13 protein-coding genes are annotated in these 12,761 nt (G+C 67.4%); 2 read left to right on the top strand and 11 right to left on the bottom strand.

The features are described 5' to 3' along the window. Positions 1–4: 4 nt before the first annotated feature. Both GDI_RS02240 and gspG read right to left on the bottom strand, forming a co-directional pair. The gene (locus GDI_RS02240; RefSeq protein WP_012222910.1) at positions 5–790 is read right to left on the bottom strand and encodes a prepilin peptidase; all 786 of its coding nucleotides are present in this window, start codon (positions 788–790) and stop codon (positions 5–7) included. Between the two features lie 11 nt (positions 791–801). After that, positions 802–1,230: a type II secretion system major pseudopilin GspG gene (gene gspG, locus GDI_RS02235; protein WP_012553830.1), complete on the bottom strand. Its 429-nt coding sequence runs from the start codon at positions 1,228–1,230 to the stop codon at positions 802–804. A gap of 119 nt (positions 1,231–1,349) precedes the next feature. On the opposite strand from gspG, the gene GDI_RS02230 reads away from it, so the two are divergent. Then, entirely contained in the window at positions 1,350–1,763 is a 414-nt protein-coding gene (locus tag GDI_RS02230; RefSeq protein WP_012222906.1) for a lytic transglycosylase domain-containing protein, read from the top strand. Positions 1,764–1,798: 35 nt separating this feature from the next. On the opposite strand, the gene GDI_RS02225 is transcribed toward GDI_RS02230, so the two are convergent. The 4 genes from GDI_RS02225 to GDI_RS02210 all read right to left on the bottom strand — a co-directional run bounded on the left by GDI_RS02225 (position 1,799) and on the right by GDI_RS02210 (position 7,184). Then, complete coding sequence (locus GDI_RS02225) at positions 1,799–3,397, bottom strand: glycoside hydrolase family 32 protein (protein WP_144880038.1); 1,599 nt, start codon at positions 3,395–3,397, stop codon at positions 1,799–1,801. Positions 3,398–3,453: 56 nt separating this feature from the next. Further along, a complete protein-coding gene (locus GDI_RS02220) occupies positions 3,454–5,208 on the bottom strand; it encodes a glycoside hydrolase family 68 protein (RefSeq protein WP_012222901.1) in 1,755 nt (584 codons plus the stop codon). 585 nt (positions 5,209–5,793) lie between these two features. Continuing rightward, entirely contained in the window at positions 5,794–6,573 is a 780-nt protein-coding gene (locus GDI_RS02215; protein ID WP_012222898.1) for a spermidine synthase, read from the bottom strand. Beyond that, positions 6,573–7,184, bottom strand: coding sequence for a TetR-like C-terminal domain-containing protein (locus GDI_RS02210; RefSeq protein WP_012553832.1), 612 nt, complete (start codon positions 7,182–7,184; stop codon positions 6,573–6,575). Before GDI_RS02210 ends, GDI_RS02215 begins: the two co-directional genes overlap by 1 nt. A gap of 383 nt (positions 7,185–7,567) precedes the next feature. Between GDI_RS02210 and GDI_RS02205 the strand changes: the two genes are divergently transcribed. Further along, complete coding sequence (locus GDI_RS02205) at positions 7,568–7,930, top strand: CPBP family intramembrane glutamic endopeptidase (protein ID WP_012553833.1); 363 nt, start codon at positions 7,568–7,570, stop codon at positions 7,928–7,930. 16 nt (positions 7,931–7,946) lie between these two features. Here the strand turns inward: GDI_RS02205 and GDI_RS02200 are convergent, their stop codons facing one another. The 5 genes from GDI_RS02200 to GDI_RS02180 all read right to left on the bottom strand — a co-directional run bounded on the left by GDI_RS02200 (position 7,947) and on the right by GDI_RS02180 (position 12,684). After that, the gene (locus GDI_RS02200) at positions 7,947–8,699 is read right to left on the bottom strand and encodes a YoaK family protein (protein ID WP_012553834.1); all 753 of its coding nucleotides are present in this window, start codon (positions 8,697–8,699) and stop codon (positions 7,947–7,949) included. Positions 8,700–8,947: 248 nt separating this feature from the next. Next, on the bottom strand, positions 8,948–10,048 hold the full coding sequence (gene ada, locus GDI_RS02195; RefSeq protein WP_012553835.1) for a bifunctional DNA-binding transcriptional regulator/O6-methylguanine-DNA methyltransferase Ada: 1,101 nt from the start codon (positions 10,046–10,048) through the stop codon (positions 8,948–8,950). 85 nt (positions 10,049–10,133) lie between these two features. After that, a complete protein-coding gene (locus GDI_RS02190; RefSeq protein WP_012553836.1) occupies positions 10,134–11,006 on the bottom strand; it encodes a pirin family protein in 873 nt (290 codons plus the stop codon). Further along, a complete protein-coding gene (locus GDI_RS02185; RefSeq protein ID WP_012222884.1) occupies positions 11,006–11,581 on the bottom strand; it encodes a cytochrome b in 576 nt (191 codons plus the stop codon). Before GDI_RS02185 ends, GDI_RS02190 begins: the two co-directional genes overlap by 1 nt. After that, positions 11,578–12,684, bottom strand: a complete 1,107-nt coding sequence (locus tag GDI_RS02180; RefSeq protein ID WP_012222882.1) for a catalase family peroxidase — start codon at positions 12,682–12,684, stop codon at positions 11,578–11,580. The genes GDI_RS02185 and GDI_RS02180 overlap by 4 nt, the downstream gene beginning before the upstream one ends. Positions 12,685–12,761: the final 77 nt, after the last annotated feature.

The raw sequence follows: 12,761 nt of genomic DNA, 5'->3' as shown, positions 1-12,761 counted from the left end.
AGGGTCATGCGGGCAGCCAGTCCGGCCGGAGCAGGCTGGCCTGCCACAGCCAGATTCCCCACATCGCCAGCGCCAGTCCCGGCCCGAACGGGACCATCAGCGTGCGATTCACATCACCACGCCGGGCGATCGCGACCGCGCACAGCGTCAACACGGCCCCCAGGAAGACGACATGCGGCAGGGATTCGGGACCGAGCCACGCCCCCCCGGCGGCCAGCAGCTTGGCATCGCCCCCGCCGAGCCCATCATGGCCGCGCGCCCGGCGATACAGAAGCGAAATCCCGCGAAAGACGCCGTACCCCGCCGCCGCCGCCAGGGCGTGCCACAGCACCGGCGCGGCACCCCCCAGGGCCGCCAGCCCCAGCCCGGCCGCGATCAACGGCACTGTCAGCGTGTCGGGCAGGCGGAAGCTTTTCAGGTCGATCGCGGCCAGCACCAGCAGCCACCACCCGAACAGGCAGCCGCTCCAGACCACCAGCAACGGGGCCGGCGTGCCGGCGCGCAACGGACCGGCGGCCAGCAGGACCAGGCCCGCGACCAGCAGCGCCGCCACTTCCATGGCGGGATGCCCGGCCGAAATGGCGCCGCCGCAGGACCGGCACCGTCCCTTCTGCACCAGATAGCTGACGACGGGCACCAGTTCGCGCGGGCGCAGCACGGCCCCGCAGCGCGGGCAGGCCGACCGGGCCAGCGCCACCGGCAGCCTGCGGGGCAGGCGCGCGGCCAGCACCCCCAGGAAAGAGCCGATGAAGGGGGACAGGAGCAGGGGAAGGACGGGTAGATGCAGCATGGACGCCACGATCAGGGATTGCAGATCTGTGTCGCCGTGCTGGCGGCGTTGCCGCCGGAACCGGCCGAGCAGAGATCGTAATCATGCCCCGCGCGTTCGGACGGGTTGCGATAGACGTAGGCATGGCGCCACGGGTCCAGCGGCGGGCCGTTATCCTTCACGTACGGGCCGTTCCAGTTATCCACCCCTGCCGGACGGGTGACGAGCGCCTGCAGCCCTTCCTCCGTGCTGGGATACTGCCCGACATCCAGGCGATAGAGATCCAGGACCTGGCCCAGGCGCTGGATCGACTGATGGGCGACGGAATTCTTCGCCCCGCCGAGCTGCCGCAGGGCCGCGGGCGCGACCAGGCCGATCAGCAGGCCGAGAATGGCGATGACCACCAGCAGTTCCAGCAGCGTGAACCCGCCATCGCGGTCGTCCGGTTTCCGATTCTTCAATTTTATTTCCAAACTTCTGGGACGAAAGGCCGGGGGCTGGGCCGTGGCCATGCTTTTTCGTATCATTTGGCAGAACCAGACGTCACAAGCTGCGTCGATCCGCAAAAGGGAGAACCCGAATGGGCGTGGCGTATCTGGGCTGCATGGCGCTGGCCGCGACGTTCTATCACCTGCCGCCCCGGGTGCTGCCGTCGATCCAGGCCGTGGAGAGCGGACGGAACGGCCTGGTGCATCACAATGCGAACGGCACGGACGACCTGGGCGTCATGCAGGTGAATACGCTTTGGGTTATCCCGATCGCGCGATTCACCAATACCCCTCCCCCGGTCGTCTATCGCGCGCTGCTGAACGATCCCTGCTACAACATCAGCGCCGCGGGGGCCGTCATGCGTACCTACCTGAACGAAACCCATGGCGACCTGATGCGCGCGATCGGCAATTACCATTCCCACACCCTCCTTCTGAACGAGGCCTACCAGGCCCTTGTCCTGTCCTGGGCGCGGCGGCTGTTCAGGCCGCCTCACCCCTCGTAAACGCCGCCGGAGCGGACGGGATTTCACCGGGGATTTCATCGGGCCAGCACCGCCACCCGCAATCCGTGAATGGTGGCGCCGCCCCCTTCGGCAAACAGCGAGATCCGGTCGCTTCCCGCCGGGGGGAAGATCAGGTCGGTCATGCGCAGCACCCCATCATTGGCGAACAGTTCGACCGAAGCGCGATCGACGACCAGATGAAGCGCGACTTCGCCGCCCGGCGCGGCCAGGTACGCGATATGCCGGGTGCTGAAGCGGGGCGAGAAGCCGACCAGGCCGGAACGGCCGCGATCCACGGTCAGGGTACCGTCCACGAAATCGTAGCTGACCGACGTGCCGGTCCTGCCGTCCGGCGTTTCCCGTACCACGATGCCGGCGCGCCGGGCGCCGCCGCGCCGCAGCACCAGGCGGATGTCCAGGACCTCGCCCCGGGACGGGATCGTCACGCGCCCGTCCTGCGGCAGGTTCCGGTCCCCGTAGGTCACGACTCCCTTTTTCCTGACCATGTCCTCGTACGCGCGGGTCGGGGTCTGGATCACGGTGGGATGTCCGTCCACGGTCTTCAGCGCGATGTCCACCGGCAGGGTCATCTGCCCCCGCCAGGGCGCGGTCGGAAGGTCCGTCGCGTAGTCCCAGTTGTCCATCCACCCGATCAGCACCGGGGCGCCGGAGCCGGTATTGGCGAACAGGGTCGTCGCATACTGGTCGGCGCCGTGGTCGAGCCAGTCATAGCGGGACGGATCGGACCCCGGCGGAGGCAGCGCGTCCGGCGTGAAGGTCACGCCGTCGAACCGGCCCACGAAATACTGCACGCCCGATCCGCCCGCGATACTCCACGGATTGACGCTGACGATCATGACCCATCTGGTCGCCCGCGGGTTTCCGTCCAGCTTCAGCGGAACCAGTGTGGGCATTTCCCACAGCATGCCGGGCTTGCGATAGCCGGAGGGCTGGAAGTCGCTGAGAAACGACCAGTGCAGCAGGTCGGTGGACCGGTAGAGCTTGACCAGCTGGGCGTCGCCCACGACGGTCGTCATGATCCAGCAGCCGCCATCCTGGTACCAGAAGACCGAAGGGTCCCTGAACTGCCGGGAGTCCGGATGAAGCGTCAGGACGGGGTTGTGGGCGTACGGCCGCCACGTGAAACCGCCGTCATGGCTGACGGACACCGATTGTGCCTGCGTACCGTCGGGATGGGCCGGATTGTCGTGGAACACGGATGTGTGGAAGGCAAGCAGCGGCGGCGCGTCCGTACTCCCCAGACCCGAGCGATTCAGCGGGTCCGGCACCAGGCTTCCGGAAAAGATCTCCTCGCCCGGTGTCGCCGCGATCGCGACGCCATGCTCCGTCCAGTGGAGCAGATCCGTGCTGGTCGCGTGCCCCCAGGACGGATGCCCCCATGTCATGCTGCCGGGAGCGTACTGGTAGAACAGGTGATAGACGCCATCGAGAAGGATGGGCCCGTTCGGATCGTTCATCCAGTACGCCGCCGGCGAGAAATGCAGGACGGGCCGCCATTGGGGCGTATCGGCCGCGTGCGGCGCCCCGAGAGGAAACAGCAGGGCGAACGCGGCCGGCAGGCAGCGCCGCGACAGGCGGCGCCATCCGGCCGATCGCGGAACTGTCCCGGTCATGGTCATCAATATCGAAAGACCAGCCCGCCGGAGGGCGGGCTGGTCGAACCCCGTCATTACTGGTTCAGGAATTGGCGAACCTGCGCCAGCACCTGGGCATTGTTGGTGGACGCCTGCGCCGCCAGACCCGACGTGGGCTGGCCGAACAGATCCTGGATGAAGCCGGCGATGTTCACGTCCGCGCGGTTGGCCGGAATATCGCCATAGCCGCCCAGGCCGCCATTGCCGTACCGCAGGTCGACCGCGGACGCGTTCTGGGCGATGCGCACCCGGACCGTGGGCGCCAGGGTACCCCCGCGACGGTTTTCCACCGTGTCGATGAACGATTCAACCAGTCCCCCCGGCATGACGTAGTGCGAATAGGACTGGAAGGCCCGCGGGTTCTGGTCCGGGCTGGGATCGAAATCCGTGCCTGCCGCCGTGTTGAGGTCGGTCGGATTGCCCATCGTCAGGCCGCTGCCATAGTTCATCGGCTGGAAGTCACTGCGGATGCCGTCACCCACGAAGCCGTAGACGCCGTCCGGTCCATCGACACCGGCCGCGAAGGTCGTGCGGTGGCTGATGGTGAAGATATAGTATTTTCCGTTATGGAGGTACACCTGCGGCCGTTCGGTCTGGTCATTGACGCAGTTGGCCGAAATCAGCGGCGACAGGAACTTCCATTTCGACAGGGTCGAATCCGTGGCGATGGCCAGGCCGATATTGGCCTTCTGGTAATAGGCCCCGCTATCCAGGACTTCCTGCAGGGTTTCCGCATTGGGATCGTTCGGGCGGAAGCCCAGATCGGCCTCGGTGCAGTTGGCGACGCCACGCTGGCCCGCGGTATTGCCCTCGAACACCATGTAGTTCACGCCGGGATGCTTCGGGTCCTCGAAGGTGAACGGATCGCGGAAATTGAAGAATTCGTTCTGCGCACCGTTCTGATACAGCACGCCGTCGGGCTGCAGCAGCGGCGTGTGGGCGGTGAAGCCCGTGAACCAGACATGGTTGAAGTCGGCGTGGATCCGCCCCAGGGTCTGGGTGATGATGGCCTGCGGCGGGGTGATGTTGTTGGCGTTGGCGTCACGGTTGAACGCCACGTCGGTATAGAAGACCGATACGGTATTGCCATGTATCTGCATCAGACGCGACGAACCGGACCATTCCGCCTGGTTCGTGTAGGTCTGGCCGGCGTAGACCTGCGCGCTGGCTCCGTCGGGGAAGAGATGGCCGCCATAGGTCCAGCCGCCATTCACCGGCCGCCGGCTGGCGGGAATACCCGCGCGACGATAGAAGAAGCCGATGCGGGCATGCACGTGGCGGTCGTCGAAACCGTATCCGGCATTGGGGTCGGCCGTCAGGCAGAAAATGACTTCCCAGCCGTTATAGCTGAACTGATCGGCGTGCTTGTCGATCAGGGTCCAGGTATCCCAGACCCAGACATCCGGATTGATCACCGGGAAGTCCGCCGGGATGTTCGGCATGGTCAGTTGCGCCGGCAGGGAATTCTGCCCGGCCGCGACCGTCGCATCCGAATGCGCCTTGATCTGCAATGCGTCGGCACGTGTCCAGCGGGCGGTAAAGTCCGACTGCGGGTCATACGCCTGCTGCGTATGAATGCTGGGCAGCGGGAAGCCCGGCACCCCGGCCAGCGACCGCCCGGGGAAGAGCGGGCCGCCACGAGGCATCACACCCGGACGGTGCGCCATGCGCGCGGCTTCCTGCCGGCTGAAATTCCCTTGCGCCAGCGCACTTTGCGCGCCCAGCACCATGAGCAGGGACCCGGCCAACGCCATATTCAGCGTGGCTACTTTTCGGCGTACATGCGCCATTCCATCCTCCTGAAGGAAACTCTTCAGATTGCAGAGCAACCACGACCGCGCCGTCACTGTAATTCAGTGATTTATAAAGGACTTTCCCCGTTTTTTCGCCTGAGCGCCGGCGCAGAAGATCACGGGGAATTTACGGATGTCAAATTTATTTTAATGAAAGATTTAAGGCGGAATCATGGCGGCTCCGCACAATACCAGATCTGTTCATTCCAAGTTCTGGTATGCGAAGTTTATGACAGACTGATTATTCGATGACATGACGTAAATGAATATGAATACCCTTTGCTGCATAAATGAAAAATTTTTCCGATCGACACCTGGGCGCCTGGCATCTGTCATCCCTGCCTGCCGTCCTGTGGGACGGGCTCGTCGATCCCTGCTGGACAGGAACTCATCGTCCGCTCGGCTGTCACCGGAATGGAGTTGACGCCGCGGCGCCCTGCCGGTTGCCACGCAGGTTACAGTTCGAGCCGATTTTGACGGAGACGTGACATTCGGCGACCCGACAGGGTCGAATTTAAAACTTTGTTGTTGTAACAGTGATTGTCACAACAAGTCTCCACCCCCGAAAGCGCGGACTCGGGATCAGGCCGTTCTTCTGAAGCGCATCCGGGTCAGCATCCTGCGTGTTTCGGCGATCATGGTCCGGGGCGGCAGCAGCAGGTCGGGCAGGGTGAAACCCGATACGTTTCCGGCCAGCAGGATGACATTGCGTTCGCACTCCACCGCTTCCTCGAACAGCCTGACCGTACCCGGAGGCGCGATTTCGGCCCCGGCCATATCCACGGCCCGTACGATCGGTTCGGGGTGATCGGGCCATTCCAGCAGGTTCATCGCCATGAACCCGCCATCCGACAGGCGACAGGCGACCTGGGCCAGGAAGGCCCGGCCCAGCAGGTGGTCGGGAACCCGCTCCCCCCGGAATGCATCGATGATGATCGCGCCATAGCGCTGCGTCGGCGGAAGGGCATGGAGATAGCGCGCCCCGTCCATCGCATGGCACGGTATCCACAGCGGCAGGCCGAAATGCTGGCGGGCGATCAGGAAGGACGCGGGATTCACGTCGACGATCTCGACCGCCCGTTCCGCCACGCTCAGCATCGCCGCCAGCGACCCGCCGCCACATCCGATCAGCAGGACCGGCTCGTCCGGTCGCGTTCCCGCCGGGGTCTGCATGATGAAGCCGAACAAGGCATGGATATAGGCGGCGTAGCTGACCCCGTCCGCGTCGCTTTCGCTCTGGCAGCACCGGTCCTGCCAGTAGATGCGGCTTTCCGTCACGATGTCCTCGCTGATCCAGACATCGCCGTCATCGCCCGGGTAATGGGCCAGGATCGTGTGGCCGCCCGGGATGAAGGTCGGCATCAGGACGCCGCGCCCGACAGGACGAGTCCGGAAATCGTATCGGCCAGTTCGGGAACGACCTCCTCGGCGGAGACCAGCGCGCGGAAATAGAGCGGCGCGATCAGCATTTCGGTGGCGAGCCGCACGTCCAGCCCCTGCGCCACCTCCCCCCGCGCCTGGCCCCTTTTCAGCAGGATCGAGGCCGCGTCCAGGCGGGCACGCCAGAACTCGCGCCGGACGGCCTCGGGCACGTCGACGATCAGGCGCGTCACCAGCCGCCCGAAGTCGGAGCGATGGAAGGCGACCATGGAGGCGAGATAGGTCCTGAGATCGTCCTGGCATGACCCGGTATCGGGCAGGGGCATCGTCAGGCGCGCCTTCATGCCCACGGCCTCGAAGACCAGGCCGCCGATCGTCTCCCACCGGCGATAGATCGAGGATTTCTGCACGCCCGCACGGCGCGCGACCTCCTCGACCCTCGGCATCTCGCCCGCCTCCATCATCGCAAGCGTCGCCTCGATCACCGCCGCGTGGAAGCGTGCGCTGCGGCCGCCCGGACGACGCCGGATTTCCGCGGAATCCTGCGGCGGAGAATCCTTAAGGCTACTGAGTTGCTTTTTCGCATCCATCATGCGACTTTAATGCCACCAGGTTGCAATAGGAACCCGCCAGATGCATTCCGACCTTTCCGTGCCGACCCGACCCGTCGCATCCCCCGGACGCACCGCCGGGTTCTGCGCCATCGTCGCGATGATGGCCCTCGGCGGTTTCCTGACGCGCCGGCAGGGCACGGGCACGGCCTCGCCCGGCCATCATCCCCATGAGCAGATCGTCCTTTTCCTGTCGCTGATCGGCGGCGAATACCTGCTCTTCCACTTCGTCCGCGCCAGCCTGCGCGGCGTGGGGCTGGGGCTCGGCGCTTGTCAGCGCGCGGCGTCCCGATACCCGCACGCTTCTTGCCGATCTGGGGTGCGGCCTGCTGCTGTTCGCGCTTCTGCGCGGTGCCGAGGCCGGGATGACGCATCTTCTCGGCGCGGGCGATGTCGCCGCCGTCAACCGGATCATTCCTTCACACGACTGGGAAATCCCCGTCTGGCTGGTGCTCGCCGCCTGCGCGGGGGTGATCGAGGAACTGGCCTTTCGCGGACTTCTGCAAAGGCAGATCGCCTATCTTTCCGGTCGGACCTGGATCGGGGTCGTGGCGCAGGCTGCCATCTTCGGTGCGGCGCATCTCTACCAGGGGCCGGTGCTGGCGGCGCAGATCACCGTTCTCGGGCTGCTCTTCGGTGCCGCCGCCGCCGTGCGCGGCAGTCTGGTGCCGGGGATGTTTGCCCATGTGCTGGAGGACGCCTTGTCCGGCCTCGTCAACCTGGGGTGACTGCCGGTGGACGGGGCTAGGTCGTCCGGCCGGGCTCGGTCGGCCCCATGACGCCGCGCGCGCCAGGGCCTGCCCATACCCCGGGCAGGGCCAGCCAGGCCAGCAGGACGGCCAGTCCCAGGAAGAATCGCGCCGTCCACCAGCCATAGGCAAGGGCCCCCGCCAGCCCGCCCGCCGCGAATGACAGAACGATTCCGCCATGCAGGAGCAGCCGCTGGCGTGTCTGGGTCAACTGGCCCGGATCCTCGGCCGAGCGGAAGGCGTCCAGCCAGTCCGCAATTTCGATGCCGAAATCGGTCAGCATTCCGGTCATGTGCGTTGTCCGGACCCGCGCGCCGGAGATGCGGGTCACTGTCGCGTTCTGAAGCCCCATCAGGAAGCTGAGCCCATAGGCCAGGACCGGACCGCGCGGGCCGGTATGCAATGCGATATCCAGGACCCCGAGCAGTCCCAGCAGCACGGATTCCAGCAGGATACTGAAGGCATAGACCGCCCGGTGCCGCCGGCGGCGGCCCGCATTGACCAGAAAGGTCGAAACCACCGCCCCGGTCACGAAGGCGGCGATCAGTCCGAGGCAGGACGCGACGACGGCCAGGTCGCCGACATGCAGGCTCATGGCCAGGGCGGAGACATTGCCCGTCATGTTGGCCGAATAATAGCCGACCGCCAGGAATCCCGCCGCATTCACCGCCCCCGCGATGGCGGCGAGCGAGCAGCCAAGGCGGCGATCCATGACGAAGGTCCGGGTTTCTCCCTCACGGACAAGCACATGTCCTCTCCTGCACAGCCGCCCCACCCTATCATGCAATCGGCCGAGGGCGGAACGGGTGGCGCGCATGCAAGGGGCGAGACCGGCGTGCTGCCAATCGCTGACCGGATGCTCCTTCCTGCGGCTCCATCCCATCCTGACCTGGTTTTCCGCCAGCATCGGGCTGCATCACGTCCACCACGCCGCGCCGGGAATTCCCAATTACCTGCTGGCGGAATGTCACGACGCCCATTCGGTCTTCCACACGGTCAAGACGATCGGCCTTCTGGACGGGCGGAAGGAACCGGCGCGGCCGTGCGCTCGCGATCGATCAGGATGCGCTTGCGGTCCACCCCCCAGCGATAGCCCGACAGTGCGCCGTCGTTGCGGACGACGCGATGGCAGGGAATGGCCACGGCAATCCGGTTGGCCGCGCAGGCCCCGGCGACCGCCCGGACAGCCTGGGGCTGGCCGATCCGTCGCGCGATGTCGGCATAGGTGACGGTTTGCCCTGCCGGAATGTCGCGCAGCGCGCTCCAGACACGATGCTGGAACGCGGTGCCGCGAATATCGAGCGGCAGGTCCAGCCCGATTCCGGGTGCCTCCACGAAGCCCACCACCAGTGCGACATGCCGTTCGTACTCCTCGTCACCGCCGATCAGCTCGGCGCGGGGAAAACGTGCCTGCAGGTCGCGGACCAGGGTGTTCGGATCGTCGTCGATCAGGATCGCGACCACGCCCCTGGCACTGGACGCGACCAGGATCGCGCCGAGGCTGCATTGCCCGACGGCGAAGCGAATCCGTTCGCCCGCGCCGCCGGCGCGATAGCGGGCCGGTGTCATGCCCAGCAGATCGGCCGCCTGGGCGTAGAACCGTCCGCTGGACCCGTATCCGGCATCGAAAATCGCCTCGGTCACGCTGTCCGCGCGGGGCAGTTCCGCGCGGATGCGGCCGGCGCGATGGGCGGCGGCATAGGCATGGGGCGTCAGGCCGGTCTCGGCCCGGAACAGCCGGTGGAAATGGCTGGGGCTCAGTTCCACCGCGCGGGCCAGGTCGGCGATGGACGGCATGTCGTCCCGCGCCGCGATCAGCCGGCAGGCCTGGACGACCAGGGCCTGGCCGATATCCTGCGGCGATGCGCCGTCCGGGTTGCAGCGGCGGCAGGGACGGAAGCCCGCGGCCCGTGCGGCCCCCAGCGTGTCATGCAGGCGCACGTTGCCGGGCTTTGCCATTCGGGAGGGACAGGACGGGCGGCAATAGACCCCGGTCGTGCGCACCGAATACCAGAACAGGCCGTCCGCGCGGCGGTCCCGTGCCACGATGCGGGCCCAGCGCGGGTCCCGTTCCGTCATGTCTGTCATCTCGACCATCGGGGCGTTCCTTCCAAACCTGTCGCGCACCCACGATGCAGGACGGCGACCGGCCGCGCACTCCGTCCCCTGCTTTCAAATCCGCTCAGGCGGCCCCGAGGGTACCGAACCGGCCGCCGCGCAGGTCCTCGATGGCCTGGTGGATTTCGGCCTCGGTATTCATCACGAACGGGCCGCGGCCCACGATCGGCTCGTCGATCGGCTGGCCGGTCAGGACCAGCAGCATGGCGTCGTCCCGGGCCGCGACCGATACCGATTGCCCCGTGCGGTCCAGCAGGACCATGTCGGCCCCGGCGGCGGCGAAACCGTCATTCACCGTGACCTGTCCCTCCAGCACCACCAGCATCGCCGTGTGTCCCTCCGGCAGGTCGAAGGTCACGTGCGCCCCCGCGCGCAGGCCGACATCCCAGACATCCAGCGGCGTGAAGGTCCGTGCCGGTCCCGCCGTGCCGCCATACGCGCCGGCGATCACGCGTACCTGCCCGGCTTCGTCGGGCAGGGCGACGACCGGAATGTCGGCCGAGGCGATCGACTGGTAGCCGGGGCGCGCCATCTTGTCCCGGGCCGGCAGGTTGACCCAGAGCTGGACCATGCGGAACGGGCCGCCGGTGCGGGTATAGGCGCGGGAGTGGAATTCCTGGTGCAGGATGCCGCTTCCCGCCGTCATCCACTGCACGTCGCCCGGCCCGATGACGCCGCCGGCGCCGGTGGAATCGCGATGTTCGACCTCGCCGTCATAGACGATGGTCACCGTTTCGAACCCGCGATGCGGATGCACCCCCACGCCGCGCGGCGCGTCGGCCGGCGCGAAGCGGTGGGGCCCGGCATAGTCCAGGAGCAGGAAGGGGCTGACCTCCTGTCCGAGCGTATTGTACGAAAACAGCGAGCGAACGGGAAAGCCGTCCCCGACCCAATGGCCGTCAGGCGTGCTGTAGCGCCCCAGAATGGTCTTCATCATCACACATCCTCCCTCCCCGTCCGCCCCCTGCGCCAGGACGCCATGGCCGGCAACACCCCGTCCCGCAGGATCAGCCCATGCAGCAGCGCGGCGCCCACATGCGCGACGATCACCCCGAACAGGGTGAAGGCCAGCCATGTATGCATGTGCCGCAGCAGCGCGAACAGGGCCGGATCATGCGGCAGGATCGGCGGCAGGCGCACCGGCCCCCACAGCACGACCGGATAGGCGCCCGCCGACAGCATGCCCCAGCCCACCAGCGGCATGGCGATCATCAGGGCATAGAGCAGGATATGCGACCCGAGGGCCGCGATGCGCTGGATGGCCGGCATGCCGTCCGGCAGCGGCGGCGGCGGGACGATCAGCCGGTTGCCCAGCCGGATCGCGGTCAGAAGCAGGATCGCGATGCCCATCGGCCGGTGCAGCGCCACCAGGGCGGCGTAGGACGGCCCCACGCTGGCGGCCATGAACGCACCGACGAACAGCATGCCCAGGATCATCACGGCCATCAGCCAGTGCAGGACCCGGGCCAGGACGGAAAACCGGATGACGCGGGTGCGGATGACGGGGGTCATGATCCGCCCCCCGCCCCGGCCATGCCCGGCGTTACGGCGCTGGGCGGCTTGGCCTCGCCCGAGCGCAGGATGAAGGACCGCATATAGGCGGCCGACCGCGCGGCCGGGATCGGATCGTCCGACAGGGTGATGCCGGGCGGCAGGACCACCGGGTCGTAGGTGATGCCGGTGCAGGGCCCGCCATCCTCGCTCTCGGCCCGGTCCAGCGTCAGCAGGCCGGCATCGACCTGCCGGCGGCCGGACGGCCAGGACAGGGTCGGGTCGGCGGTCGGATCGGACGGATCACCCACCGTCACCACCAGCCGCCATTGCAGCGGCTGCCGGCGCAGCGTGGCGGCCAGGTCGTCGAACAGATAGTCCGGCCCCCCGCCGGCCCCGGCCGGCTGGACCGGCTGGAGGGGCACCATCGCCCAGCGGACCGGCACGGAGGCGCCGCCGGCATCGACGAAGCGGAACGTGTCCAGGCTGTAGTAGGTATCGTCGCCGAAGCCGGAGGTGAGCGGCCGGGCGGCGACACGCCCCAGCGCCGTGGCCACCGCCTGATGCGCGGACAGGAAAGGCCCTATCCGGGCCGGATCGGGCTTGCCCGTGGCGGGATCGGGCCGGGTGGCCAGCAGCAGGTCGCGAAATTCCTGCGCGGTGCGCGCGACGAAGACCGGAATATCGTTGATTCCCATCCGCCATTCCTGCCCGTCGGGCGGCATCAGGCGCAGCGCCATGCTGCGCACCTTGGCCGGCGCGTCCGGCTGGAACGGCATGCCGCCCGCCAGCGCGAACCGCCCGACCACCGGCACGCGCCCGGGACGGAAGAGCGAGGCCGTGGAGAGCGCCGCAGCCTGCCCGCTGGCCTGGAACCAGCCGGTGACGCACAGCCCCTTGGCATGGTTGCGGCGAAAGCCGGGATGCAGCCCGTCCACGGCCCGCAGGGCCGCCATCACCCCGCCCTGCGTCAGGCGGCGGGAGGACAGGACGCCCGCATCCCAGGCGAAGGCGCCGCACAGGGCCAGCATCACGGCCCCGATGACGCCCAGGCGGCCCAGCGTGCCCGGCGTAAGCCGGAGGGGGACGCGCGAGGAGCCGGGCTTGTCATGTGGTCCGGGCATCGTGGCCTCGACTTGCGGGCTGTCCGAAATGGACGCCCGGCTGCATACGCCAGACGGACCGCCGGGTTTCCTTTGTG

This window comes from Gluconacetobacter diazotrophicus PA1 5 (assembly GCF_000067045.1).
In the GTDB taxonomy this organism is placed as follows: Bacteria; Pseudomonadota; Alphaproteobacteria; order Acetobacterales; family Acetobacteraceae; genus Gluconacetobacter; species Gluconacetobacter diazotrophicus.
The sequence above is the reverse complement of the archived record's forward strand: the minus strand, read 5'-3'. Positions and strand labels throughout refer to the sequence as shown.